The organism is Acetobacter suratthaniensis (assembly GCF_017377745.1).
Lineage (GTDB): Bacteria > Pseudomonadota > Alphaproteobacteria > Acetobacterales > Acetobacteraceae > Acetobacter > Acetobacter suratthaniensis.
Genome location: NZ_JAFVMG010000012.1, coordinates 1 through 26,193 on the forward strand (window position 1 = coordinate 1; position 26,193 = coordinate 26,193).

Genomic DNA, 26,193 nt, shown 5'->3' on the forward strand with positions numbered 1-26,193 from the left:
GTTGAGCCATTCTTTGCAATGTCCAGTCTTCCTTGCCTGTGTTCCTGTCATACTGGTTGGACAGGTCTGTTCAACAGGGAAGGAAACATATGGAAGACACTACGAAAACATGGGGCATCAGGGGGATTTCTGCTGATGTCCGGCAAGCTGTCATTACACAGAGCCAGAAGCAGGGCATGAAAGCCGGAGAATGGCTGACAGTGGCTATTCTGGAGAAAATCAAACAGGATAGAAATGAGGGGAAAGCCCTGGTCGCTACCAATGGAAAACCTGCTGTCAGTGCAGAGGATGCTTCTGCTGTTCTGGCTTTGCTGGAACGTCTCCAGGGTATGGGAATTGAACCTCCTGACAGAATGAAGAAGAAAGCGATCACTCTTGTCAGAAAGTGTATGGTTTTAACGAAAGTGTGATGTAGTGGCTCATATCAGAAACATCAAATTTGGAATACGATCACTTAAAAGAAATTGTTTAAATCAGTTCAAAGTAAATATTTCTAACAACAATTGGGTGGTTTAGGTATTGTCATGTCATATGAAAAAGAACAGGAAAATTTAGAACTTTTAAAAAAAGAATATTCTGAAAATACTAAAAGAATAATTATTTTTTCAGGAGCAGGATGTAGTTGTGAGGTGGGTGTTCCTATTTGGAATATATTGGCACAAGGACTTTTTGAGTATTTGAATAAAGTTACACCCTCAGAAAGTTTAGTAGGCGATTTTTTAGATATTTTTCATGATGTAGAAGATGCCTTATCAAGGGGTGATTTCTGGACATTTTTTTCATTAGTAGAGAAAAATTGGAATACTGCTTATGAGGATTATCTTAACGAGGTATTTTCTCATGAAAAATTAAGTCAAATAGAAGTGCCTGTTGTGTATGAAACATTATGGCGTATGAAATACATAAATCAAATATTCACATTAAATATTGATGGGCTTGCGTCACGAGCATATGAAAAACATAATGATACAGCCGATTTTTTTGAGTATAACGGATTTAATGTTTTAGATAGTAAGAATTATTTAGATAGAAACTATCCCATGGTTGTTAATTTACATGGGAAATATGATCAAAGAAGCACTTGGGTCATGAATGGAGATGAGCGCGAAAATTTATTTTCAAAATTTCATTCTGGGAATTATAAAGCGTTCATAAGATATCTATTTTCTAATTATACTATTATATTTTTAGGGATAAATATAATTGATGATTCCATATCACAATTTCTTGTGGAGTTGAAGAATGATAAATTGTTGAGAAATCATTATTGGATTACGGATAGGAAAGATGGAGTTGCATTTAGGTTTACGCAAGATAATAGTGTGCGAATTATAAACTATACACCTGATATAATTAATGACGAGGCTGTGCATACCTTGTCGATATGCTCTATTTTAGATGATATTGATAAATATAAATCGAGTGATGTTGGAGTGACACTTCCAAAATTAGAAGAAAAATCTGGGGATGATTTTCCAGATAATTCATATTTTCTTAATCATTTAATGGATTTTTTTCAGGATTGTAGGTCTCAGTTAAATGCAAGATTTGAATTTCTTAAAAATCAATACGGACGTAACAGCCCTCGGTTCAAATCTTTTTTGAAAGATTATGAGAGTGCTCTCACACTTGCATCACTGGTAACGGAAAGTCATCCGTTTGATTTTGTAAACGGATATAAAATAATTTCGCGAATTCATAGTTCTTCCTCTGCAAATGTATGGTTTTCAAGTAAAGATTATGATGGCATTGCAATCAAAACATTAACTTATCAGGCTGCTAATGAAAATGTAGAGTATGATAGTTTTATGAGAGGGGTGGAATCTCTTTATTCTTTGACAAAAGGGGGCATAAACGTAGCTCCAAGATACATTTTTCATACAAATGTTCCTCTATCGTTGGGGATGGAAAACATTAATGGGGCGTCTTTATTGGAGTTATCCCAGTCTCAAAGGGAGTTTATGCGTCAAAATGGGCTGATTTTATTTAAGAAAATCTGTGAAGCTATATTAAAATGCCATAATTCTGAAGCCTCTGTGTTGCATCGTGATATTAAGCCTGGAAATATCATTTTTGAAAATTACTGGACTTGGTGTGATGATAAAGATTTTGAGCAGATATCACTTAAACTAATTAATTTTGATATGTCTTGGCATAAATTTAGTTCAGGGAACACAAAATCTATTAAGGCAGATGAAGTGGGTTATTATGCCCCAGAGCAAAGAAACTATAAAAATTCAGAACTTCCCCGCACAGCGAAAACTGATGTATTTATGCTTGGGATGTTGTTGTTTTTTCTTTTGTCAGAAGAAAACCCTCCTGAAGGCGGGTCCTCTGTAGAAAAGTGGTATGAATATGTACTTTCAAAAACATCGGCCTCTATAAGAAATACTTTAATATCAAATCGAATTAGTAGAATGATTTTTCACATGACACAACGTGACATGATGAAGCGACCAGATTTAAAAGAGGTTTTGTCTAATATTCAATCCATTTTGACCGTTCAAGGAAATAATTGGAGTAACGTAGATCAAGATTTTCTTGTGGAGCAGATTTTTATTGTTTCCGGTTTTGAGTATGATTGGAATGAAAAAACAATGACTGGAAAAATAAGAACACCTCGTCAAATTGATTTTATTTTACGCTATATTCCTCGTGGTCAATTAATTCACCTTGAATTTTTGAGGCAAAGAGATGATGGGCAAGATAGAAAAAATTTTGGTGGTCGGTTAAGTGATTTAATAAATGAAGCAAAAATAGATTTAACTAATTATGGATGGACAGTAGATAATATTGGCGGTGGAACATTTAGTAAGTCTCTAAGGGCTGAAATAAAAATTAGAGATATAAAAGATGAATTTGAAAAATTTTCAAGTGAAACAAAAATAATAATAGAGAAATTTATGTCTCACTTAACGTAAACCTAGTCAGGTTGTAACTTAATAAAGTGATAACTTCCCTTGCTCCTTATCATATTGATGAAATGTCTGCTCAACAAGGACGGGAATATATAGAAGAAAATACGAAACATAGGGGGCAAGGAGGTATCTGTTGACGTGAGGTAAGCTGTGAACGCAGAGCCAGAAGTAAGACATGAAAGCCGGAGAGTGGTTATTCTGGAGAAAAGTAAATAGGACAGAAACGCAGGGTAAGCCCTAGTTGCTACTAATGGGAAGCCTGCTGTTAGTGCGGAAGATGTCTCTGTTGTTCTGGCTTTGCTGGAACGCCTTCAGGAAGTGCATGACCTCAGTTAAGCCGGGGAATATCTGAGAAAAAATTTCGGGAGCGATTAAATGGCTTCCTTTCCCACTGGTTCGTCATCCAATAGTAACACATGCTTATGATTCTCTGGGTCAAAACGAGCCATAAGGTCATTAAGGGATATATCTTTAAGCCACATATCATGACCGTGGTCTTTTGCGTCATTCTGTGACGGGTGACTTGTCTCTATATGTCTTGGAGTCATGATTTCCCCCTATCGATGCCAAAGAGCTAAGGCATGAACGGTTCAAAGTGCAAGAAATGGTTGACTTATACACTTGATGCATGTGACACATACCTGTGTAACACAGTGGAAAAATCAATATTTTGTGTGAAAATCCATTGTAAAATCAATACGTTGCGGTTCGGGCCTTTTTTTATCCCTCTCTCTCCGCCAATTCCTAAAAATACCCGCTCTTTATGTTTGCCCACCGCACGGCTAAGCGAAATCAGGCGCACTCCTCCCTTCGCCTCAAGAGCAGGCCCAAGGGCTTTGCGATAGTGACTGCGCACAATACCGAGCCGAGGCGGGACTGACCACTTTACTTAAGATTCCTGCCCTATATACCTTCAGTTCTGGTCTTAATCCGCTGCATCCGGGATTTAAATGCTCAAGAACATTCGTATATCAGGGAAAATAGTGGTTTCTTTTTCTCTTGTTGTGGCAACTGTTTTTCTATTTTCCGTTGTCGTGTTTACTTCACTTGGGCAAATCCGCAATGCCAAGCTGGAAAGCGATCAGGCACATCAGACCATCAACATGGTCAATGATCTGCTGAATACGCTGGTTGAAAGCCAGAACGCGATGCGCGGTTATGTGGCGAGCGCCAACAAACAGTTTATTGGCCGCATTGATGGCTATAAGGCCTCCGTACCGCCACGCCTTGCCACACTGGAAGCCACCCTGCCGCCCGAAACCGTCAGGAACGAACTCACACCTCTCAAACAGGCTATTGAAACCTTCAACAGCGAGATGGCGCAAACCGTTGCCGCCATGTCCAATCCGGCCCTGCTGAACCAGACACGCACGGAAATCGCTAGCACCGCCCGGCTGACGGATATTCGCAAAATTATCGGCAGGCTGGATCAGCAGGAAGACGCGGTTGTCTTACAGCGTACACAGGCTGCAAATGCCGCATTCCATATCGGCGGACTGACCCTTGCCATCGGCGGGAGCCTGACCACCCTGATCTCTGCGCTTGTCGGCATGGGGCTGGTACGCTCCATCGCCACCCCCGTTGTCCGGTTAACCACCATCATGCGGACGCTGGCGGGTGGCAATACCAGCATCAACGTACCTGGCACCAACCGGCATGATGAAATTGGCACCATGGCAGGCGCCGTGGAGGTTTTCCGACAGGCCGCCATCGACAAGGCCCGGCTGGAACAGGAAGCCGAACAGACACGCCGCCAGCAGGAAGCCGAACGTCAGGCCGCACAAGAGCGGACAGAAGAAGCCGCTCGCCAGTTGAAGCTGGCCACAGACAGTCTGGCCAATGGTTTGCAAAAAGTGGCAGCAGGCGACCTGACTGTTCGTATCCAGACCACCTTTGCAGCCGAACTCGAGCCCCTGCGCGAGAACTTCAACCTGTCCGTCAAGCAACTGGGGCAGGCACTGCTTTCCGTCTCCGGCTCGGCCTACAGTATTGGCAATTCTACGGCTGAACTGGCTACTGCTGCCGACAACCTCTCCCGTAGGACAGAGCAGCAGGCTGCCACACTGGAGCAAACATCCGCAGCCCTGATGCAGATTACCCAGCGCGTGCAAAAAACAACCGAAGAAACCCAGACCGTCCATACAGTGGTCACAACATCCCGCTCTGATGCCGAACATGCAGAAGACGTGGTGAACAATGCGATAGAGGCCATGACCCGCATTGATCAGTCCTCACAGTCTATCGCAAAAATTGTTGACATGATCAATAACCTTGCCTTCCAGACCAACATTCTCGCACTCAATGCCAGTGTAGAAGCCGCGCGTGCGGGGGAAACCGGGCGCGGTTTCGCGGTTGTCGCTGGAGAAGTCCGTAATCTGGCGCACCAATCTGCCGAAGCCGTCAAGGAGATTTCAGCCCTTATCTCCAGCTCTGGCGAGCAGGTTAAGGCTGGTGTCTCATCCGTGGTGGAAACCGGCGATGTGCTGCACCGTATCGTCGCACAGGTGAATACAATTGGAGACCTGATTTCGAACATTGCGGGCGCGGCCCATGATCAGGCCAGTAGCATCTCGCAGTTGAATGTCGCCGTGAGCAGTATGGAACAGACAACGCAGCAGAATGCGGCTGTCGCGGAAGAAAGTGCCGCAGCAAGCCATACGCTGGCCATGCAGGCCGGAGAACTGGAAAAACTGGTCAAGCAGTTTGATCTGGAACAAACCGGCCGCTACCTGTCCGATACGGCCTCTGCCCGCCGGATTACCCGCTGATTGATCCAGCGCAGCTTTCATCCCTCGTGCGCATTAAACCGCATGAGGGATGAAAACAGACAGAGCTATCAGGCCGTGCAGGCCTGCGCGTCTTCCACCGCGCGGTTACGGCGCTCCATCATCTGGGTATGCCGATGCGCTTCAGGCGAAATCCGCAGGCAGATCGTGAGAATGGCCGACACGAAATAAAGCGCGACAAAAGTCCAGATCACGCCTTCCATGCCAAACCCGAAGGTTGACTCGCACACGCCCACCACAGCAGGGCCAAACCATGTGCTGGCCCCCGCACCAAGGCCCAGAATGGACAGGGCAGCCGCTTTTTCCTTAGGGCAGATCAGCGGCATAAGGCCCGACATAGGCACAAAAGCCGCAACCGTTCCGCCGTAAACAAAACCTGCCAGAACCGCCAGCGTGAAGTTACCCGGATACCAGAGCGGCACATAGTAAAACAGCGGAATGGTTACACAGCAACCAAGGCAACCACCGACGGCAACCACAAAACGGTGGCCAAGACGATCAGCCAGCATACCCGCGACAAGGTTGAAGAGAATATTCCCAAGGAAGATGATGGACAGAAGGTCCAGCCACTGGCCTTGCGAATAATGAAGCTGATCCACAAAAAATGCCGGCATGATCGCCAGAAATGCATATTCAGAGGACGTGTTGACGGTACGGATAAGCCCGGCCACCAGTGTTTTTGGTTCGCGCCACATAATGCTGATCGAGCCAAAAAAGATAGCCTTGCGGTCCACATTGCCACGCGCAAGAGGACGGCTACCCGTAGGCTCACGCACAAACAGCAGCGCGATAAGGCCACCGGCAATCACCAGCCCCAGAGAACTCCAGAACGTAGCCAGTTCGCCAATGGCAGGAATGGTGTAGCGCGCAAACTGCGAACCAAGCGTAGGCAGCCCCGCCGAAAACGAAAACCAGAACCAGCCAGCAGCCGAGCCCAGCATACGCGCAGGTGTTGCCGCAGCAATCCACACTAAAAACCCATAGGCAAACAGGGGATAAGCAAAGCCACGCAGGGTATAGAACAGCAAAGTCAGGGAGAGATTATCCGGCCCGAGGCCGAAGGCAAGAAACCCGACTTCCAGAACGGCCCAGAGCAGCAATCCCGCCCACATGGTGCGCCGCGGCCCATAAAGATCGGATAATGGCCCCGCCAGCCAGGCGGAAATCATGACTGTAACACCATAGGTGGTGAACATCAGGTTCACATCACCCTGTGTATGCCCATGGTGCAGCATATAGGTGTCGAGATAGCCAGCCTCAACGCCATCACCCACCATAAAGAGCAGCAGGCCAACAAAACCAAAGAAAAGAGGCTGAGGAATACCAAGCAGGCCGGCCAGTCCGCGCGACGGGCCGGAGGAAGTCTCTGACAAGACACAATCTCCCTGAAACCTGACAGCAGCCTGCAGGGCATCAATGGCCCTGAAAAAGGAAAAAGGCTGCGCCGTGCATGACCCCTACGAGAGCGCTTGGGATCATTTGGATAGACACGCGGGCAAAGGCCACACGCCACGAAAATATTGACACAATGATTCTTGGTGTCTGACAACAAAGCTAACAGATAAAAAACACAATTTCAACCATATATCTCCATATTTTATAGTACTTATTTATAAATAAGAATCAAATAACGAGAGAAATTAACTGGTAAATTTATTTATTATTTTCAAATATAATCGCATGCCGTTATTTTTATTTTTTAAATCTAAAAACAAATTCCCAAGAACAAAAAAATATTGTTATTGATCTCTTGCCGTATCAATCAGCAAACCCAACCATGCTGATCCACCCGGCACACAGATGGAAACGCACGGAAAAATAATGCCGAGCGTTTCCAATACTTTGTTATTTTATAACAAGTTATTTCTCAGAGATGTTTTTACGAACAACCTCAAGCATCTGCTGTGCAATCAATGCGTGGGCCTGTTTTGTCGGGTGGTATTCATCCCACCAAAATGCCGCATCTGGCGTAGCACAGGCTTTACCGGGCGCAGGCAAGGTTGGCTGGCAGGGATGCACCGTATCCGTCAAATGGTTAGCCTGTGCATTGGCTAGCAAGGTTTCTGTAACAGCACTCCACGGAAACCAGATCAGATTCACCCCGGTTTCCGTCGCAACCGAAGCCAGCGCCTGTCGGGTTTTACGGTCATAATCCGCCTCGAACAGGCGAGCCTGCGCCGCGGCATGCGGCTCCTGTGCCACGGCAGGCACACGGGCCAAATTATAGGCCCCAAGAATAAGAAAATTCCGCGCACCATGATCATGCAATATCTGAACTGCATCTTTCATATCCTGCGCGCAGCTCTGGGCAATATCAGCCAGCGCTTTAGGCGAGGCCATATCAGTATGCAAAAAGAAATCATTCGCTGACGCGCCCAGAACATACAGAGCACTGGCATCCAGCTTGCGCCCCTGTGCAACAAAGGACAGTACCTGCCCGCGCAGCCCGGTATCACGCCATCCATCAAGCCATGTGTAATAATTACCACTCCCGCACCGCGCACCCCCCACGGCTACATTGGTCATGGTGGCGCCCAGCGCATGCGCCAGATCTTCCACTGCCGTTGGGCCATTACTCCAGCGGCCGTTCCAGTACAGACCCGCACTCTCTTCGGCTGGCAGAACCGTGGCCTGTGGCATTTTCGCCTTAACCGCTTCGGTTGAAACAGCACGGGCAGCCCCATTATCACTGTAGCTGTCGCCAAAAACATACAGTGCTTTAAACGGCACCTCCGCCGCCCTAAGCTGTGCCTGCAACAGCAGGGGAGCCAAACCGGCAACCATACACAGTCGGGAAATAACTCTACGCATGAACGCATGCTCCGTGTCATGTTCTGGATCAGAACAACCCTGCACGCTTCCGTTCTGACAAAGCTAGAATGCAACAGCCTTACCAGTGTCTGTTTTTTTCGTAACCCGTACAGATAACCTCGCCCGGCTTCTGCCCATAACGGCCTACCCCACCGGAGTTCGCATGCACGTTACCCGCCTGCCCACCCTGCCCCATACGCGCAGGGCTTTTGTACGAAATGCGATGATACTCGGCGGCACAGGTGCGTGGTGGCTCCACGCGCCAGCACAGGCGGCCCCTCCGGCCACACGTTTTTCCGCAGTTGAGCACCTGCTTGAAAACGCCGTTACGACAGGGCTGGTTCCCGGTGCGGTCGCTACCATTGGAGGTCAGGGGCAGGTGATGTGGCGCGGCGTGTTTGGCAACAGTGCGCTGCTCCCCACCCCGGCCCCCATGCTCTGGTCTACCCGGTTCGATATGGCCTCTCTTACCAAGGTGCTGGTCACGGCTCCTGCCATCATGCAGTTACAGGAGCGTGGCCTGCTGGCACTGGATACGCCGGTCTGGCGCTACCTGCCGGGCTTTGAGGCTCAGGGCAAACAAGACATCACCCTGCGGCTCCTGCTCACCCATTATTCTGGCCTGCCTCCTGATCTGCCACTGGACACCCCATGGCACGGACAGACACAGGCCGTGCGTCTTGTCATGGACACGCGCCCGACCAACCCACCGGGGGAGCGGTTTGTCTATAGTGACATCAATTACATCGCACTCGGGCTGATTGTTGAAAGGCTGAGCGGGCTTTCTCTTGCCACCTATGCCGAGCGCAATATTTTTACCCCTCTGGGTCTGCACCACACAACCTTCCTGCCCAAGCCGGAGGCACCACCCGCCATAGCGCCCACACAGTACGATGAAAACGATCATATGCTGCAAGGCGTTGTGCATGACCCGACCGCCCGCCGCATGGGAGGCGTTGCCGGACATGCCGGACTCTTTTCCTGCGCACAGGACATGATTCATTACACACAAGCAATGTTAGACAAACGTGCGGGCCTGCCAAGTCCTTTTCCGTTGCAGACGCGCACACTCCGCCTTATGTCCACGCCACAGCAGCCACCGGGCAAAACAGACCTGCGTGGATTGGGATGGGATATTGCCACCCATTACTCGACCCCACGAGGCGACTATTTTCCAGAAAATTCATTTGGTCATACAGGATTTACAGGCACATCCCTATGGTGCGTGCCGGATACACGCAGCTTTGTCCTGATCCTGAGCAATCGCGTACACCCACGTGGCGGGCACTCCATTGTTGCCCTCCGGCACGATGTTGCCACTGCGGCGGCTCTGGCACTCCATGCCCATGCGGCACCAATGACACCCTGATAAAACGCCATGCTGTGGGTCATTCAGGAAAACCACACAACTGTGTGATTCCTGCACCACTCGGCATCCATATTCGCCTGTATATAGGTTTATGCACACGAAGATATAGACAGATACCCCCCCTCCCGGCAGAAGACGCGCACCATTCCCTTGCACGAGGCGAAACCCACCATGTCCATGCCCAGCCGCCACCAGCTTCTGTTTGCCTCTGCCGCTATCAGTAGTTTTCTGTTTGCAACAACAGTACAGGCCGCCACACCCAGCGCGCAGCCTGCCAAAGACACACAACCAGCCGCCAAAACCTCAGCCACACACAACAGCTCTGCGGACACCCCGACCACAGCCCCTATTGCCGGTATTCTCGACGGTTCAAATGGCGAGACCATCAATGTTCATGGTCGCCATGCCGCCGATGGCACGGGCGCCAAATACATGAACAAGATTGTCTATCTCGGACCACTGGGAAACCGGGATACGCTCGATACCCCCTACTCTGTCATGGGGGTGCCGCACGATGTGGTGGTCAACCAGCAACTGCGCAACATCAACGATATGGCGCAATATCTGCCCTCCGTGCAGCTTGAAATCCGTGGCGACCCGAATACATCCCGCCCGCAGTCACGCGGGTTCGAGGCTGACGTGGTGGCCAACTCGCGTCTGGACGGGCTGAATGTTGTCTCCACCACGCCTTACCCGGCGGAATGGGTCGATAACCTGCAGGTTCTAAACGGTCTGGCTGGTGCCATGTATGGGCCACAGAACCCGGCCGGTGTGTTTGAATATACCCTCAAACGCCCGACAGACCGCCGCACCGAACGTCTGTCCGTTGGGGTGGATTCCATCGGCACCCCTACGGTCAATGGTGATATTTCAGGCCGTATCGGTAAAAAAGGCTGGTTTGGTTACCGCCTGAACATGCTCCACGCTGATGGCACAGCCTATACCGAAAATAGCTGGATCCGCCGTGAAATGGTCAGTGCGGATTTTGACATCCATCTGGACGACAAAACCGTTATCGAACTCGACGCCAGCCATTATACCTATGCTGAACGCGGAACCGCGCCAGCCTTTGGTATCAATGCCAGCACACAGGTTTCCCAAATCCCCACGGCACCAGACCTCAGCAATTCCATCGGTGCGCCGTGGAGTGGCTTCAATATGGAAACCAATACCTTCCTCGCCAAAATCAAACACCAGTTCAACAAAAACTGGAGTATTACTCTTGGCGGTCTGTATCAGGATGCCATACGCTCTTCCTTCCCTTCCTCTAACACGATCATAAACAACAACGGGAAGTATACAGAAACACCATCAGCAGCGAAAACCGCCAACGATTTCAGAGTTGGCAGTAACATGGCCTATTTGAACGGTCGTGTTCATACTGGCCCACTGACACATGATCTGGTCATTGGCACCAATGGCTACATGATGGGCAATTATAACCCGACCAGTTGGACCACATACTCAGGCGCATCTGGAGGGGGATACCTGGATGGCGCGCATGATCATGTCGGGTCACAACCCTATTTCAGCGGACGTTTCAAATCCGCCAGCATCACTAGCCAGTCTCTGATTGTGGGCGATACAATCAAAATCAACAAGCACTGGTCAGTCATGGGCACTCTGTCATGGAGCTGGATCAATCAGGAAAGCCGGAAGACATCGGCTCCCAAAGGGGCCAACTACACGATACCGGGGGCTTTTGTGAGCAGCTCTGTTTCTGCGGCATTCAGCCCTACCGCAAGCGTTATGTACAAGCCGACTGAAAACCAGACCATTTATTTCACTTATGCTGACTCGGTACAGGCTGGCCCAAGCTCCAATGCCTCTGCTGCCAATCCTTATACGACCCTACCGATCGCCCACTCTCAGGAATATGAAGTAGGATACAAAATCCGATATGGGAAAATGCAGTTCAATGTAGCTGGGTTTCGCATGACATCACCTTATGCGGCGAGCATTTGCGCGACAAAAGCCTGTTCCGGGGCCTCCGGTTCGCTTCTTTATGCTTATGCTGGCACACAACGCAATTACGGTGTGGAAGCACAGATTTCAGGCGAGATATTGCCCAACCTGTCTGTTCTGGCAGGCATGACATGGCTGGATGCCGAATTGCTTAACAGCAACGTGACAGCCGCTGTACCAGGCACAAACGGCACAAAAACCGTTTCGGCCAATGGCAAGGAAATCGTTGGTGTAGCCCCGCTACAAGCCAATCTGCTTCTTGATTACCGCCTGCCATCTTCGCTGGGAGCCTTCGCCTCTGGCTGGGCTTTCAATGCCAATGTCCATTACATGGGCAACCGTGCTGCCGACATGACAAATACGCTGCATACCGGCTCGTACACCACTCTAGACCTTGGTACACGCTATGCTTTCCATGTTCACCACTTCCCGTGGGTTGTTCGTTTCGGCGTAAGCAATGCTACAAACGAACGGTATTGGGCTTCCGTCTATACCGGCTCGCCGGGTGCTACCAGTGGTTCAGCAGAGAGCCTTTATGCAGGTCTGCCGCGTATCTACCACTTCACCTTTTCAGCCGAGTTCTGATGAGCGCTGCGAGGTAAGGCCATACCCTTACCTCGCCCCCGCTACCGATCCTCCACACCATTGATCGTATACAGAGCGAAGTCATTCCAACCCGTATAGTCCGTAGCCATGGTTTTTCTTCAGGCTGGTTTTCGCTAAACACTGATCTGTCAGGGGCCATAACCTTGACGTGGCTTGCGCCAGCGCTCAAGGAGAAAGCCACATCTGATAAAATGTTCGGCACGCACAAATCAGGACACGGCAGACATGGTGAGCAAGACAACCGGGCAGAATACCCCCGCGACATCAGCACGGCGCAAACGCCGCGCACCCGAAGAATCCATGGCTCTGCTAACAACAGAATCCCTCGATCTGTTCGCCAAAAACAATTATTCATCCGTTACAATCAAGGATATATCCCGCTCAACGGGCATCAATTCCGGCCTGATCTATTATTACTTCAACAACAAGTCCGACCTATTCCTGAAGACAGTGGAAAAAGCCACGCAGGAAGCGCTCAGAACGTTTGAAGAAGAAAGCCGGAACAACCAGACCCCAACCGATACCATTACGGGCTGGATACAGATACACGCCACCCACTACATCATGCTGCAAAAGCTGGCCAAAGTCAGTCTGGACTACGCCACAACCCATGAGCGCGAAGACAGGCTGGATCAGGCCATCCAGCGCTTTTACCAAAAAGAATTCGAAATACTCGACCACGCAATCGTAGCAGGCATGCAAAGCGGAGAGTTCCGCACGGTGGAACCGCGCCAGATTTCCACCTTTATCTCCACCTTTCTGGATGGCTGCCTGTTCCGCTCCTTCATGTTTCCCGATTTTGATTACAGGCAATCCATCAACGATCTGGTGGACATTATTCTCAGCCATCTCAAAGCCTGAAGGTTTTACAGGGGCCAAACAAAAAAAACGGCGCGTACCCTGTGGCACGCGCCGCGCATTGGGCGCTGTCTGGCAGCGCCCAGCCTGAAACAACGGCTCAGAACATCGAAGCGTAACGCTCGATTTCCCACGGTGAGATGCTCAGGTGGTAGCTGTTCCATTCTTCCAGCTTGTAGCGGACGAATTCTGCCTTGAGGCCAGCCCCCAGAACGCTTTCCACAAACGGGTCTTCATCAAACGCCGCCACAGCTTCCTGCAGGGTCTGCGGCAGGAACTCGATCCCGCGTTCCGCACGTTCCTGTTCGGAAATTTCGTACAGGTTATCTTCATTCGGCGCACCGGGGTCGAGCTTTTCGCGGATACCTTCCAGCCCGGCCGCCAGCACCAGCGCTGCCGCCAGATACGGATTGACCGCACCATCGGCATTACGGGATTCACAGCGACCACCACCCGCAGGCACACGCACCGAGTTTGTCCGGTTGTTTGAACCATAGGAGTTGAACACCGGCGCCCATGAGAAGTAGCTCATGGCCCCGCGCCGTACCAGACGCTTGTAGCTGTTGACCGTAGGCGCAAAAGCCGCACACAGGGCGCGCCCGTGCTTGAGAATACCACCAATGAAGTAGTAACCAAGCTGGGTCAGGCCGATACCACGGGGGTCTTCCTCCGGGCTGCACTGGAACAGGTTCTGCCCGGTTTTGACATCCGCCAGCGACATGTTGAAATGCGCACCATTGCCGGTTTTATCGGCAAACGGCTTGGGCATCATGGTGGCGATCAGCCCTTCTTCCTTGGCGTAATGCTTGGCCATAAAGCGGAAGAACGTCAGCCGGTCACAGGTGGTCAGGGCATCGGCGTAGTTGAAGTCGAACTCGAACTGGCCGTTGGCATCTTCGTGGTCGAAGGAATACAGATCCCAGCCCAGATCGTTGATACAGGAGGCCACCTTGTCCAGCCAGCTAAAGCTGTTAACAAAACCCTGCACGTCATAACAGGGTTTTACAAGATTATCCGTAGAGTCTGACGGCACCAGAGACCCGTCAGCCTGCGGCTTGAGCAGGAAAACTTCACATTCGATCCCGAGATTGAACTCAAAGCCCATGCTGCGCGCGATTTCGATCTGGTTTTTCAGTGCGACACGCGTGCTCAGCGGATACGGCTTGCCTTTGAAGGACAGGTCGGCCGGGATCCATGCCAGAGCGGGTTCCCACGGCAGTTGCACGATATGGGACAGATCGGGAATGGAAACCAGTTCGTCTTCATTGGGCTTCTGGCCCAGACCATCCAGCGCGTAGCCAGTGTAGCGTTCAGACCCCGCCGCCATGTGCGCCAGATGATCGACAGGTACAACCTTGCCTTTCTGCACACCATGAATATCGACATAAGCACCGATGCAGTATTTGATACCGCGTTCGGACATATCGGCCATCAGGCTTTTGACGTCCTGACCGCTGGAATTCACCATCCATTGCTTTGTCATTATCTTCTCTCCGTTGCTGTGCCGCTCTGCTGTGGCACGGGCTGGCGTTTCTGGTTCCTGCATATCAATTAATTGAACGTTTAATCAATAAGAAACGACAACCTGTATGCAGAAATTTTCAACATGCTGTTTTTAAAGTGTTTTTAGTCCTTCGCCCCGTCCGATTCCCCATCCAGCAGGCTGGCGACCGCACGGGCCAGCGGGGCCGTAGCCTCTGCAAACCGCCCCGGCGCCCCTGCACAATGCCCGTACCGGGTAACCAGAGGCCAGACATCCGCCTGACTAATCCAGGCGGCTTCCATCCTGACTTCGGATTCAATGAAATAAGCATCATTAACCGAAGGCAGAAGCAGCACCTTGGCGGTAATATCGGCCAGATCCAGCACATCATCCCCCGGCCCGTGCCGGAAGGAAGCAGACTTCCATGTCCGCAGCACCGCCAGAAGATCCGCCGCATTCTGCTCCAGATGATCCTGCTCCCAATAACGCAGGAAACTTTCAAGCGTATGGTAGCCCAGCTCCCTGTACCCATGGGTACGGAAAAAATCAGGCGAATAGGCCCAGCCACAATAACTGCGGGCAAAGGCTTTGACTGTCGCAACAGGTGGCGCAGCAAACGTACCCTCGGCATAGCCTGCATCCGCCGTCAGGATGCTTTCCATGCCTTCCAGAAAAACCCTGTTCTGTGGCCAGCAGTTTGCCGTGGCGCAGGTTGCCAGAACCCGCCTGACATCCTGCGGATACATAGCCGCCCAATACAGCGCCTGCATACCGCCCAAAGACCACCCAGCAACCAGAGGCAGGCTTTCAATACCGAACTGTTCGCGTAGCATCCGGCGCTGGCAGCGCACGTTGTCACGCATATCCACCAGCGGAAAAACACCACCGCCATACGTGCTGGGCGATGTGGATTCGCCCGCACCCAGCAGCCCCGGCGTAATCACGCAGTAGCGATCGGTATCAAACACATTCCCCGGCCCGATCAGCGGGGCATAGGATGCAGTGCTGCCACCATAATAAGCAGGCACCAGAATACAGTTATCGGCTGTATCGGACAGTGTGCCCCACATACGCCAGGCCAGCCGTGCATCCTGCAGGATCTGCCCGCTCGCCAGCCGGACATCGCCACAGGAAAAATATCCGCTTTGCATTCTTTCCCGTTCCCCCAGCTTTGTGTGCTGTATTGTCTGATTACGTTCGATATTCAGCTTCGCAGGGGGAAAAGGTCAATTATTAATTGTTTAATTAATGATTTTTCGTCCCTCCAAAACCACAGGAGAAAGCGATGGTCACCAGACCCCGCACAAGACTGGCCACTCTGATGATCACAAGCGCCCTGATCGGTGCCGCAGCACTTATTGGCTGGAAAGTCGTCGCCCGCCCAGAGCAGGCCCGCCTGCCTCTGGCCAGCAGCTTTGGCCCCACCCCCACGCTTCCATCCCCCAACCCTACGCTGGTGCCAACAATCAATGTTGCAACGCCTGTCGGCTGGGCAAAAGAGCAGACACCACAACCCGCCCGAGGGCTGGCGGTTCATGCTTTTGCCACGGGTCTGGATCACCCGCGCTGGCTGTACACCCTGCCCAATGGCGATATTCTGGTGGCGGAAACCAATTCGCCCGGAACGGATATTGATACAATCAAGAACAGGGCAGCCCGTTTTGTCATGGGCTGGGCCGGTGCTGGCGAAAAAAGCCCGGACCGGATCATGCTGCTACGCGATACGGACGGCGATGGTGTAGCGGATACGCGCACGGTGTTTCTTGAACACCTGCACTCTCCCCTTGGCATGGCGCTGGTCGGGCAGACACTCTACGTTGCCAATGCCGATGCCATTATGGCGTTTCCCTACACATCTGGAGCGCTTTTTATCCATGATGCTGGCACCAAAGTAGCCGACCTGCCTTCGGGTTATAACCATCACTGGACTAAAAACCTGCTGGCCAGCCCGGATGGGCAGTTTCTTTATGTCACGGTCGGCTCCAACAGCAACGTGGCCGAACATGGCATGGAGGCTGAAGAAGGCCGTGCCCGGATCATGCAACTGGAACTGGCAACCGGCAAACTGACCCCTTACGCTACCGGCCTGCGCAACCCCAACGGTCTGGGATGGGAACCCCAGACAGGTGCACTCTGGGTTGCGGTCAACGAGCGTGATGAAATCGGTAGCGATCTTGTGCCCGACTACATTACCTCTGTCCGTCCCGGTGGGTTTTATGGCTGGCCCTACAGCTATTATGGCCAGCATGTGGATACGCGCGTGCAGCCGCAACGGCCAGACCTCGTCGCCAGCGCCATCGTGCCTGACTACGCTCTTGGCTCGCACACGGCGTCCCTCGGTCTGGCTTTTTCCGCCAATGCCACAGCACTCCCCGAAACATGGCGGCATGGCCTGTTCGTTGCCCAGCATGGCTCGTGGAACCGACGCCCCAAAAGCGGGTATCAGGTGCTTTATATTCCCTTTGCCAATGGCCAGCCGGTTTCTCTGCCAACGCAGGTGCTGGGTGGCTTTCTTAGCGCGGATGATACCCACGCACACGGTCGCCCCGTAGGCCTGACAGTGGATGGCGCGGGCGCGCTCCTTGTCGCAGATGATGTGGGGGGCGTGGTGTGGCAGGTCAGGGCTGCTCCCTGAGCGCTTGCCCTAACAGAAAAGGGCGGGGTTCATGGAACCCCGCCCCTTCTCACACAGCCTGAAAGAGAAGGCTTATTTGGCCAGTTCGTGAATAATGGCCGCATCGATATAAGTGTCGATATTCTGAGGGGTTTTGTAAACTTCGTATTTTACATTGAAGTTATCGGCATTCTGGGTCGAACCATAAATGGAGGCCAGCGTGTCGTTACGCTCATAAACCTTCTGGTTGTCTTCCAGCGTGAGCAGATGCGTGCCCTTGAGCAGCTTCTTGTAGCCAGCGGGTTCAAGCCCCACACGACGGGACATGATATCCAGCGCTTCAGGCTGGGTCTTGGGGTCTTCGATAAAGGCCACCACGCGCTTCCACACGCCCACAACCTTTTTCCATTCCTCCGGGTGAGCCTTGAGGCTTGCCGGATCAACCGCCAGCACATCGTAAATCAGGCCCGGTGCATCATGCGAGGTGTAGATGGGCCGCGAACCCGGCACCTGCCGCAGAGCCTGTCCGGCACTGGGCTGCCATGCGCCAATGCCCGACACATCGCCCGAAGCCAGAACCTGCGGCGTTTCGTTGGTTTTGGTATCAACCAGCGTAATGTCGGTTTCCTTCATGCCTGCGGCCTGCAGGGCATTGAGCAGCAGCAGGTGATCCACCAGCCCGCGTTCAACACCAACTTTCTTGCCTTTAAGGTCTTTCACGCTGGTTACACCCGGTGCGCCAATGATCATGTCATTGCCGTTCGAGTAATCGCCTACCAGCACGATCACACCCTTATGGCCACCGGAGCCGGTTACCAGCACATCACCATTGGTCGCGGTTACGGCATCGAGCTTGCCGGAGGCGAAAGCATCGAGTGATGCGGAATAATCGAACCACTGGAAGGAGACATCCACGCCCGCTTCCTTGAACCATCCCTTATCCAGTGCAACCTGCCAGGCCACCCAGCCCGGCCAGTCGCTGTAGCCAACCTGGAGCGGCGCGGCCTCGGCCTGTGCCAGACTGCCCGCCACGCCACCTACCGCGACAAGGCAGCAGGTCATGAGAAAGTTGCGAAACCTGGATCCTACGGTCTTGGTCTTCATCTGCATGACTCTCCTTCAATGTTGTTCCGTAAAAGGAACAATATAGACAAACCTTTCCCCACTACAGGCTTTACGAACCTGTTGGGGGAAAACCATCCTCCATAGTGGCCTGACACCATCATGGAACACTTCGCCCCGGCAGGGAAAGCACCGCCTGCATGCAGGCCGCATTTTCCCTGCCACCAGGGGTCAACTCATCCGTGCAGCCTTATCCAGCCTGCCTGGTTTGCAGGTAAGCTTTCCAGCCACCCAGCGCCGTAATGTCCTGCCCTTTGCTGGCGAATGCCTCGGCGCACAGAAAGCTGTCCACTTCCTGCCCATCCGCAAGGGAAATGCGCCCGATAGCCATAGGTTGCGGCACCGAGGCCACAAAACGCCCGAACCCGGCCGCAGACAGTTCGTAAATTTCCACTTCCAGCCCCGGCCCCTCAAATCCGGGCTGTCGGAACAGGCCCGGCTTGGGCGGCGTGGAAGCAGGCAGAGCAAATAGCCGGTAATCCGTAGCCGTGCGGGTGGTACGCACCAGCACGGCATTTTCCTGCTCAAGCTGATAATGCAGCGGCAGGCCTTTAAGATGTGCGCCTACAACCGCAAGACGCAGCGTGCCTTCCGCTGCCGGGCGCGCCGCCTCATCCGCCGCACCAACAGCCACACGCGCCAGACCGGCCCCGGTCTGGCTGGCGGCATGGAAGCGCCCGGCCAGCAGGCCCAGATCATGATCAGCAAAAGCAGGGGCCACAAAGGTTACGCCAAAAGGCAGGCCATCATCGCGAAAAGCCGCAGGCACCGCACAGGCCGACATATCCAGCAGGTTGACGAAATTGGTGTACACCCCGTGCAGGCTATTGGCTGCCACCGGCTGTGCGGCCACTTCCGCACGGCTGACAATTCTTGGCATGGTGGGCAGCAGCATGACATCGAACTGCTGCCACATCTGCGCCGCCACCTGCCGCAGTTCATGCTGGCGATACGCCGCACGGAAGACATCTGCGGCACTATAGTTCCGGGCCGAGCCGATGATACCGGCCACGGTTGGGTCCATTGCCGCTTCATGCGCGGTAAAGAACGGCTCTATGGCAGCCAGACGCTCCACCACAAAGGCGCCGCCGTATAGCAGTTCCGCCGTCTCGCGCAGGGGCGTGTAATCCAGTTCCACAGCAACACCGCCCAGCGCCTCGCACCGGCTGATCGCCTGCTCATACAGATCTGCGTTCTGGGTATCGCCATCGAAAAAGCGATCTTTATGCGCCAGCACGCCAAAGCGAAATGTCTGCTGCGGCAGGGCATGGTGTTGCATGGGGCGCGAATACGGTGCGGCACTATCCCACGCAGCCGCCTGCGTTTCGACTTTCAGCGCATCTGCAACGCTGGTTGCGAAAATGGACACACAATCCAGCGAAAGACAGGCCGGTACCACGCCGGTCGTGCTCAGTGCGCCGCGTGTGGGTTTAAGCCCGACAATGTTGTTAATGGCCGCAGGCACCCGGCCCGAACCCGCCGTATCGGTTCCCAGCGAGAACGAGACAAGGCCCGCCGCAACCGCAACACCCGAACCCGAACTCGAACCACCCGACACATAGCGGTCGTCAAACACGCAATGCGGCTGACCATAGGGAGAGCGCGTACCCACAAGCCCGGTCGCGAACTGATCGAGATTGGTTTTGCCAATCATGATGGCACCAGCAGCCTCAAGCCGGGCAACAACTTCGGCACTGGCCTGCGGCACATAGGCAAAATCGGGACAGGCCGCCGTGGTGGGGTAGCCCGCCACGTCGATATTGTCCTTGACCGCAAAGGGAATGCCATAAAGCGGCAGACTGTCCACCGGCTGGGTTTCAAGAAATGCAGCCCGGGCCAGCAGGGTGTCACGCTCTGCGCGGGCAATCCATACGGCGGGGTCCTTGAGGGCATAGGCGTCCACCCGCTCCAGCACCTCTGTTACCAGTGCGGTCGGGCGCAGCATGCCAGACCGGTACGCGGCAAGGATTTCATCAATCTGTAGCATGGCTGGCAAAGTCATGATGCCCTCTCCTGATTCCCTGTCCACCGTGGCGCGGCGGCAAGCCACGCCACGGATTTTTTCTAGTTTTCGGTGCGGATCACCATAACGCGCTCACCCCCGCGCACTTCGCGGCCCTTGCGGCACAGGATTTCCACCACCTCACCCGCGACGGGAGAAACCACTTTCATTTCCGTCTTCATGGATTCAATGATGACAACCGCATCGCCCACAGCCACCCGGTCGCCCACGGCCACGGGGATTTGCCACACACTACCCGGCACGGGGCTGTCCACAGCGGCGTGGCCTTCGGGCAGAGCGCTTTCTTCTGCCTGCGGGGTGGAGGCTTCTTCTTCAAACGTGTCCAGACCCTTGACGATCCAGTCCTGCCGCTCTGCCTCATAGGCCGCCTGCTGGCGATCCTTGGCGATACGGATTTCCTCCTCATGCTCGCTCAGGAATGCGCGATATTCCTTCAGGCTGAAGGTCGTCTCCTCGATCTGCACAGGGAACCGTCCATGCGGGAAGGCCGCACGTGCTTCCATCAGTTCATCATGAGAGACGGGGTAGAAGCGGATCTGGTCAAAGAAGCGCAGCAGCCACGGACGGCCCGGTTCAAACGCATCCGTGCTACGCCATGTGTTCCATACCTGTATGGTGCGGCCAAAGAGCTGATAACCGCCCGGCCCTTCCATACCGTAAATGCACATATAGCTACCGCCAATGCCCACCACGTTATCGGGTGTCCATGTGCGGGCCGGGTTGTATTTGGTTGTCACCAGCCGGTGCCGGGGGTCAACCGGCGTTGCCACCGGCGCACCCAGATAGACATCGCCCAGACCCATCACCAGATATGAGGCGTTGAAGATGATGTCCTTCACATCCTCAATCGAGGAAAGGCCGTTGATACGACGGATAAATTCGATATTAGAGGGGCACCACGGCGCATTGGGTCGCACCAGTTCCTGATACCGCTGCATGGCCAGCCGCGCCTGTTCATCATCCCATGACAGCGGCAGGGTTACGATACGGCTGGGCACCTCGATATCATCATCATTCTCGGGCAGCGCCTGTTCGATTTCGTGCAGGAGGGTCATCAGCACAGGCAGGGGCAGCACATCAGGATTGTAATGCACCTGCAGGGAGCGGATGCCCGGCGTCAGATCAACAATCCCCTGCACGTTCTTTGCCCGCAGGGCTTCAAGCATAAGCTGCACACGCAGGCGCAGGGGAATGTCGAGCACCGGCTCGCCAAACTCCAACAGCAGATATTGCTCACCCGCACGACGGTACACCACCGGCACCTTGCCTTCGGAACGATGGAGCACGGGGTCATCCCCCCCGACCGGCGCGGACAGGAACGGCAGCGACAGTGTGGGGGGCGTTACCCGATAAAAACGCACCTTGTCACCGGGGTGAAGCTGCCCCAGCTTCCACAGCTCATCGCGCACCACCACAGCCGGGCAGACAAACCCGCCGAGGCTCGGCCCGTCCGGCCCGAGTAGAATGGGCATGTCGCCGGTAAAGTCGATGGCGCCAATCGCGTAAGCATTGTCATGAATATTAGAGGGGTGCAGCCCGGCCTCGCCCCCATCTGTCCGCGCCCAGCGCGGCTTGGGGCCGATCAGGCGCACACCGGTACGCGCACTATTGAAATGCACCTCGTATGTGCTGGAAAAGAGGTCGGCAATATCGTCAGGCTGGAAAAATTCCGGCGCACCATGCGGGCCGTACAGCACGCCGATTTCCCACTCGCTGGTCAGAACCGGGCGTTCGCTTTCCGGCACCTGCTCGCCCTGCCCCTGTGCCGTGGTGGCATGGAAACGCAGCACATCGCCCGTACGCAACTGCCCTGTGGCATGCCCGCCAAACTGCCCCAGCATGAAGGTGGAGCTTGAGCCCAGATACTGCGGCGCATCAAGCCCCCCGGCAACCGCCAGATAGGTACGGTGTCCGGCACCCTTGATCTGCCCCAGAGCCAGTACCTGCCCGGCCTTTACCGGCACAGGCTGCCAGTATGGCACGCTCTCGCCATCCAGTGTCGCGGGCATGAATGCGCCTGTAAGCGCAATGGTGGCGGGGGCGTTAAAGCGCAGTACCGGGCCGGAAACCGTCAGTTCCAGAGCGGGTACACCCTGTTCGTTCCCTACAATCCGGTTTGCGAAGCGAAAATTACGGTCATCCATCGGGCCATTGGGCGGCACGCCCACATCCCAGTACCCCACGCGGCCCGGCCAGTCCTGCACGGTCGATTGCAGGCCCGGCGCCAGCACTTCCATAGTGCTGGGCGTATAGGGAAAAACATTGAGGAAGCCGGTTGTAACATCTCCCGCAATAACCTGCGGATGTGCGGTAATGGCACGCAGGTAATCGAGATTGCTTTCCAACCCATCCAGCCGTGTCGCGCACAGCGCATTATGCAGGTTGCGCAGCGCCTCCGCACGATCAGCCCCGGTGGCGATCACCTTGGCCAGCATGGGATCGTAATGCGGCGTAATTTCCGTGCCGGTTTCAACCCAGCCATCTACCCGCACCCCGGCAGGGAAAGAAACCTGCGTCAGCCGCCCCGTGGAAGGACGGAAGTTTTCCGCAGGGTTTTCCGCATAGATACGCGCTTCCACAGCCGCACCCACGGGGGAAAGGCTATCCTGTTCAGGCAGGGTGAAAGAACCATCCGCCTGGCGGATCATCCATTCCACCAGATCCACACCGAACGTTTCTTCCGTAACGCAATGCTCCACCTGCAGGCGGGTATTGACCTCAAGGAAATAGAAACGACTGGTCTGGGTATCGTAAATAAACTCCACCGTTCCGGCTGATTCGTACTGCACAGCGCTACACAGGGCTTTTGCCGCGCGCCGCAAAGCCTGCCGCGTGGCATCATCCAGCCCCGGGCCCGGCGTTTCTTCAATGACCTTCTGGTTGCGGCGCTGCAAGGAGCAGTCGCGCTCACCCAGTGTCAGGATACCGCCACGGCCATCACCAAAAATCTGCACTTCGATATGACGCGCACTGGCAATGAATTTTTCCAAAAAGACGCGGGCATCGCCAAAATTGTTCCCACCCAGGCGCGACACCGCCTCAAAACAGGCACGCAGGGCGGCTTCGTCCTGACAGACCTGCATACCGATACCGCCACCACCGGCCGTGCTTTTGAGCATGACCGGGTAGCCGATCCGTTCGGCCTCGCGCGCGGCATCATCCGCCGTGGACAGGATATCCGTACCCGGCAACAGCGGCACACCGTTTTCCTGCGCCAGAGCACGAGCGGTATGCTTCAGACCAAAAGCCCGCATATGTTCGGGCCGTGGGCCAATAAAACGGATACCCTCAGCCGCAAGACGTTCGGCAAACTCGGCGCGTTCGCTCAAAAAACCATAACCCGGATGCACAGCCTGCGCGCCGGTATCGCGGCAGGCCTGCAAAATGGCATCCATGTTCAGATAGCTCTGAGCAACCGCCGCAGGCCCGATCAGTACGGCTTCATCTGCCTCAAGAACGGGCGGGGCGAAACGATCCGCTTCGGAGCAGACAGCAACCGAGCCGATTTCCATACGGCGCAGGGTACGACCGATACGCCGGACGGTTTCACCACGGTTTGCAATCAGAACTTTCGTGAACATGTCTGGTCTTTCCAACAAACTTTACACGCCGGAACCCCGGCAGTTTCAGGCCGGAACGGCGTCGCTGATGATCACGCGGATAGGCGTGGGTACAAAGCCGTTACAGGGGTTGTTAACCTGCGGGCAGTTGGACAGCACCACCAGTGTGTCCATTTCAGCCAGCAGATCGACATACCCACCGGGGTCGGACAGGCCATCGTCAATCACCAGTTCGCCGTTTTCCAGAACAGGCACGTTCATGAAAAAATTGACGTTGCTGACAATATCACGCTTGCTCATGCCGTATTTTCCCACTTCAATCAGGAAATTTTCACGGCAGGCGTGCATGTATTTGGTTTCATGACCGAAGCGCACGGTGTTGGACTCGCAGCTACAGGCACCCGCCAGCGTATCGTGCCGCCCGCAGGTATCTTCTACCAGCGTCATCAGCACACGGCCTTCGTTAGAATAGAGCTTGGTGCCCTTGCCGATATAAGCAGAGCCCTGACTGATCAGCGTTTCCTGCGCGCTATAGCGTTCGGAATAGGTATGGGCATTATAAAAAAGCGCATCTACAGCCTGCTGGCTTTCAAGATCAATGATGCGCAGGGTCTGGCCCTTTTTCACCACCGCAGACCAGGGAGCCCGTGCAGGCACAAGCTGATCCAGCACGACAGAAGAAGAAACAGTGCTCATGATTTCGTGCCTTTCGGTTATCAGGCGAAAAGGGGATCGGTATTCTCGAAGCCGCGCTGTGCTTCTTCACAGAACGTGCGGCACAGATCATCCGCCGCCGGAGCGGGAGCCTGCCAGCGCACCACATCAATGGGGCCGGGTGCGAAGCTGGTATCCGGGCTGAAGGGGTGCGGGCAGTTGGAAATACCGACCAGAAGGTTCATTTCCGCGCGCAGATCCACAACACCACCGGGTTGTACGCTGCCATCCACCCAGGACAGCCCACCATCCGCCCCGACGCTGACATGCGAAAAGAACGAGATACAGGCAGGGACATCGCGCACATCCAGCCCATGCTTGCCTGCAATCAGACGCATATTGTTGCTGGTATTGCGCAGGGCGGCATTACCGAAATTACGTGCATTGGAAGACGGCGTGCTGCCCCCCATGATGGTATCGGACGTGCCACAGGTATCGTTAATAATGGAGGCCAGAACACGCCCCATATCCGAAAACAGCACACGCCCCGTGCTCAGCCGGGTTGTCCACTGGAGTTTGAGCGTATCGCCTGCATTAAAACGTTCGCTCAGGTCATCGGCATTCCACAGCATGACGGACACGCCCTTGTTGCCCGCCGTGTTGATCAGACGCAGCGCCTGACCACGCGGCACGAACGTGCTCCAGTACCAACCACCCGGCACGGTTTCGCGGTGCAGGACAGCGGCGTCTTCCATGGCGATAAAACCCTGCCCGGAACGCTCTGCACGTTCCTCACCCAGAGCGCGGTCACGCAGCTGGTTGTACCGGGCCCGGTACCATTCCGGACTTTGCTGATCAATCTGCATGGTTCTGTCCTTTTTATCCGAAAAGAATGCCGTGCCCACAACGGGTTTTGCACCACGGCACCACCATGAACTTATACAGTCCCCACATCGACCAAGGCTTCGCGTCCGACCTCGTGCAATGGGGGAATAAGAGAAGCAATCAGGTGCATACGGCCGGATATGACACCCGGAAGAGTTGAAAACCTGTTTGCAATTTCACGCAGCTTGGCTACTCGCCCCTGCACCAGCATGACTTCGAGCGTCTGGCGCCGGATCAGGTTGACATGCAGGGAGCTTATGACCTCGGCCAGATTCTCGTACTGCATATCGGCCAGCTTCTGCTGCAGGCCTGTGGTCGAGTTGTTGTAAAACAGCACGATTACACCAGCCATGATTTCTTCATCATCTTCCTGACGGCAATCTGTCAGGGCTTCGTGCAGAATATGCTGGATGGCCTGCGAACGGCTGACATACCCCTTGTCCGCCACCATGCCATCCAGTTCGCGCAGGATATGCGGCGGAAGCGAGACACTGATACGGCTGACCTGCTCTTCTGCTTTTTTGCGGGCCATCTGCCTT

17 protein-coding genes are annotated in these 26,193 nt (G+C 53.9%); 7 read left to right on the forward strand and 10 right to left on the reverse strand.

From position 1 onward, the window contains the following. The first annotated feature begins 89 nt into the window (after window positions 1-89). The 3 genes from J2D75_RS10665 to J2D75_RS10675 all read left to right on the forward strand — a co-directional run bounded on the left by J2D75_RS10665 (window position 90) and on the right by J2D75_RS10675 (window position 5,686). A complete protein-coding gene (locus J2D75_RS10665) occupies window positions 90-410 on the forward strand; it encodes a hypothetical protein (RefSeq protein ID WP_207854811.1) in 321 nt (106 codons plus the stop codon). 114 nt (window positions 411-524) lie between these two features. After that, complete coding sequence (locus J2D75_RS10670) at window positions 525-2,921, forward strand: protein kinase domain-containing protein (RefSeq protein ID WP_207854812.1); 2,397 nt, start codon at window positions 525-527, stop codon at window positions 2,919-2,921. A 980-nt stretch (window positions 2,922-3,901) separates the two neighbouring features. Beyond that, the gene (locus tag J2D75_RS10675) at window positions 3,902-5,686 is read left to right on the forward strand and encodes a methyl-accepting chemotaxis protein (RefSeq protein ID WP_207854813.1); all 1,785 of its coding nucleotides are present in this window, start codon (window positions 3,902-3,904) and stop codon (window positions 5,684-5,686) included. Between the two features lie 68 nt (window positions 5,687-5,754). On the opposite strand, the gene J2D75_RS10680 is transcribed toward J2D75_RS10675, so the two are convergent. Continuing rightward, on the reverse strand, window positions 5,755-7,077 hold the full coding sequence (locus J2D75_RS10680; RefSeq protein ID WP_207854814.1) for an MFS transporter: 1,323 nt from the start codon (window positions 7,075-7,077) through the stop codon (window positions 5,755-5,757). Between the two features lie 487 nt (window positions 7,078-7,564). Then, the gene (locus J2D75_RS10685; protein ID WP_207854815.1) at window positions 7,565-8,515 is read right to left on the reverse strand and encodes an SGNH/GDSL hydrolase family protein; all 951 of its coding nucleotides are present in this window, start codon (window positions 8,513-8,515) and stop codon (window positions 7,565-7,567) included. Between the two features lie 163 nt (window positions 8,516-8,678). Here J2D75_RS10685 and J2D75_RS10690 point away from each other — a divergent pair, with 163 nt between their 5' ends. The 3 genes from J2D75_RS10690 (at window position 8,679) to J2D75_RS10700 (ending at window position 13,316) form a co-directional block, all read left to right on the forward strand. Next, window positions 8,679-9,884 carry a serine hydrolase domain-containing protein gene (locus J2D75_RS10690; protein WP_207854816.1) on the forward strand — a complete coding sequence of 402 codons (1,206 nt, stop codon included), beginning with the start codon at window positions 8,679-8,681 and terminating at the stop codon, window positions 9,882-9,884. A 177-nt stretch (window positions 9,885-10,061) separates the two neighbouring features. Then, window positions 10,062-12,434, forward strand: a complete 2,373-nt coding sequence (locus J2D75_RS10695) for a TonB-dependent siderophore receptor (RefSeq protein WP_207854873.1) — start codon at window positions 10,062-10,064, stop codon at window positions 12,432-12,434. A gap of 246 nt (window positions 12,435-12,680) precedes the next feature. Continuing rightward, window positions 12,681-13,316, forward strand: coding sequence for a TetR/AcrR family transcriptional regulator (locus tag J2D75_RS10700; RefSeq protein ID WP_207854817.1), 636 nt, complete (start codon window positions 12,681-12,683; stop codon window positions 13,314-13,316). Between the two features lie 97 nt (window positions 13,317-13,413). Here the strand turns inward: J2D75_RS10700 and glnT are convergent, their stop codons facing one another. Together glnT and J2D75_RS10710 are read right to left on the reverse strand one after the other, a co-directional pair. Continuing rightward, window positions 13,414-14,796: a type III glutamate--ammonia ligase gene (gene glnT, locus J2D75_RS10705; protein WP_207854818.1), complete on the reverse strand. Its 1,383-nt coding sequence runs from the start codon at window positions 14,794-14,796 to the stop codon at window positions 13,414-13,416. A gap of 143 nt (window positions 14,797-14,939) precedes the next feature. Further along, on the reverse strand, window positions 14,940-15,947 hold the full coding sequence (locus J2D75_RS10710; RefSeq protein WP_207854819.1) for an alpha/beta fold hydrolase: 1,008 nt from the start codon (window positions 15,945-15,947) through the stop codon (window positions 14,940-14,942). Window positions 15,948-16,081: 134 nt separating this feature from the next. Between J2D75_RS10710 and J2D75_RS10715 the strand changes: the two genes are divergently transcribed. Continuing rightward, complete coding sequence (locus tag J2D75_RS10715) at window positions 16,082-17,431, forward strand: PQQ-dependent sugar dehydrogenase (RefSeq protein ID WP_456304231.1); 1,350 nt, start codon at window positions 16,082-16,084, stop codon at window positions 17,429-17,431. 72 nt (window positions 17,432-17,503) lie between these two features. On the opposite strand, the gene J2D75_RS10720 is transcribed toward J2D75_RS10715, so the two are convergent. The 6 genes from J2D75_RS10720 to J2D75_RS10745 all read right to left on the reverse strand — a co-directional run bounded on the left by J2D75_RS10720 (window position 17,504) and on the right by J2D75_RS10745 (window position 26,186). Continuing rightward, window positions 17,504-18,472: an ABC transporter substrate-binding protein gene (locus J2D75_RS10720; protein WP_243428700.1), complete on the reverse strand. Its 969-nt coding sequence runs from the start codon at window positions 18,470-18,472 to the stop codon at window positions 17,504-17,506. Window positions 18,473-18,722: 250 nt separating this feature from the next. Then, complete coding sequence (gene atzF, locus J2D75_RS10725; RefSeq protein WP_207854821.1) at window positions 18,723-20,534, reverse strand: allophanate hydrolase; 1,812 nt, start codon at window positions 20,532-20,534, stop codon at window positions 18,723-18,725. A gap of 62 nt (window positions 20,535-20,596) precedes the next feature. Then, window positions 20,597-24,136 (reverse strand): 5-oxoprolinase/urea amidolyase family protein, encoded by a 3,540-nt coding sequence (locus J2D75_RS10730; protein ID WP_207854822.1) that lies wholly within the window; start codon window positions 24,134-24,136, stop codon window positions 20,597-20,599. A gap of 45 nt (window positions 24,137-24,181) precedes the next feature. After that, the gene (locus J2D75_RS10735; RefSeq protein ID WP_207854823.1) at window positions 24,182-24,811 is read right to left on the reverse strand and encodes an urea amidolyase associated protein UAAP2; all 630 of its coding nucleotides are present in this window, start codon (window positions 24,809-24,811) and stop codon (window positions 24,182-24,184) included. 20 nt (window positions 24,812-24,831) lie between these two features. Then, window positions 24,832-25,635: an urea amidolyase associated protein UAAP1 gene (locus J2D75_RS10740; RefSeq protein WP_207854824.1), complete on the reverse strand. Its 804-nt coding sequence runs from the start codon at window positions 25,633-25,635 to the stop codon at window positions 24,832-24,834. Window positions 25,636-25,706: 71 nt separating this feature from the next. Beyond that, the gene (locus tag J2D75_RS10745; protein ID WP_207854825.1) at window positions 25,707-26,186 is read right to left on the reverse strand and encodes a CopG family ribbon-helix-helix protein; all 480 of its coding nucleotides are present in this window, start codon (window positions 26,184-26,186) and stop codon (window positions 25,707-25,709) included. Between the last annotated feature and the right edge of the window lie 7 nt (window positions 26,187-26,193).

Bases quoted from the DNA above. Each gene is read 5' to 3' on its own strand.
- J2D75_RS10710 (WP_207854819.1), bottom strand. From the start codon at position 15,947: ATGCAAAGCGGATATTTTTCCTGTGGCGATGTCCGGCTGGCGAGCGGG.
- glnT (WP_207854818.1), bottom strand. From the start codon at position 14,796: ATGACAAAGCAATGGATGGTGAATTCCAGCGGTCAGGACGTCAAAAGC.
- J2D75_RS10670 (WP_207854812.1), top strand. From the start codon at position 525: ATGTCATATGAAAAAGAACAGGAAAATTTAGAACTTTTAAAAAAAGAA.
- J2D75_RS10665 (WP_207854811.1), top strand. From the start codon at position 90: ATGGAAGACACTACGAAAACATGGGGCATCAGGGGGATTTCTGCTGAT.
- J2D75_RS10730 (WP_207854822.1), bottom strand. From the start codon at position 24,136: ATGTTCACGAAAGTTCTGATTGCAAACCGTGGTGAAACCGTCCGGCGT.
- J2D75_RS10740 (WP_207854824.1), bottom strand. From the start codon at position 25,635: ATGCAGATTGATCAGCAAAGTCCGGAATGGTACCGGGCCCGGTACAAC.
- J2D75_RS10720 (WP_243428700.1), bottom strand. From the start codon at position 18,472: ATGACCTGCTGCCTTGTCGCGGTAGGTGGCGTGGCGGGCAGTCTGGCA.
- J2D75_RS10745 (WP_207854825.1), bottom strand. From the start codon at position 26,186: ATGGCCCGCAAAAAAGCAGAAGAGCAGGTCAGCCGTATCAGTGTCTCG.
- J2D75_RS10685 (WP_207854815.1), bottom strand. From the start codon at position 8,515: ATGCGTAGAGTTATTTCCCGACTGTGTATGGTTGCCGGTTTGGCTCCC.
- J2D75_RS10695 (WP_207854873.1), top strand. From the start codon at position 10,062: ATGCCCAGCCGCCACCAGCTTCTGTTTGCCTCTGCCGCTATCAGTAGT.
- J2D75_RS10735 (WP_207854823.1), bottom strand. From the start codon at position 24,811: ATGAGCACTGTTTCTTCTTCTGTCGTGCTGGATCAGCTTGTGCCTGCA.
- J2D75_RS10690 (WP_207854816.1), top strand. From the start codon at position 8,679: ATGCACGTTACCCGCCTGCCCACCCTGCCCCATACGCGCAGGGCTTTT.
- J2D75_RS10715 (WP_456304231.1), top strand. From the start codon at position 16,082: ATGGTCACCAGACCCCGCACAAGACTGGCCACTCTGATGATCACAAGC.
- atzF (WP_207854821.1), bottom strand. From the start codon at position 20,534: ATGACTTTGCCAGCCATGCTACAGATTGATGAAATCCTTGCCGCGTAC.
- J2D75_RS10700 (WP_207854817.1), top strand. From the start codon at position 12,681: ATGGTGAGCAAGACAACCGGGCAGAATACCCCCGCGACATCAGCACGG.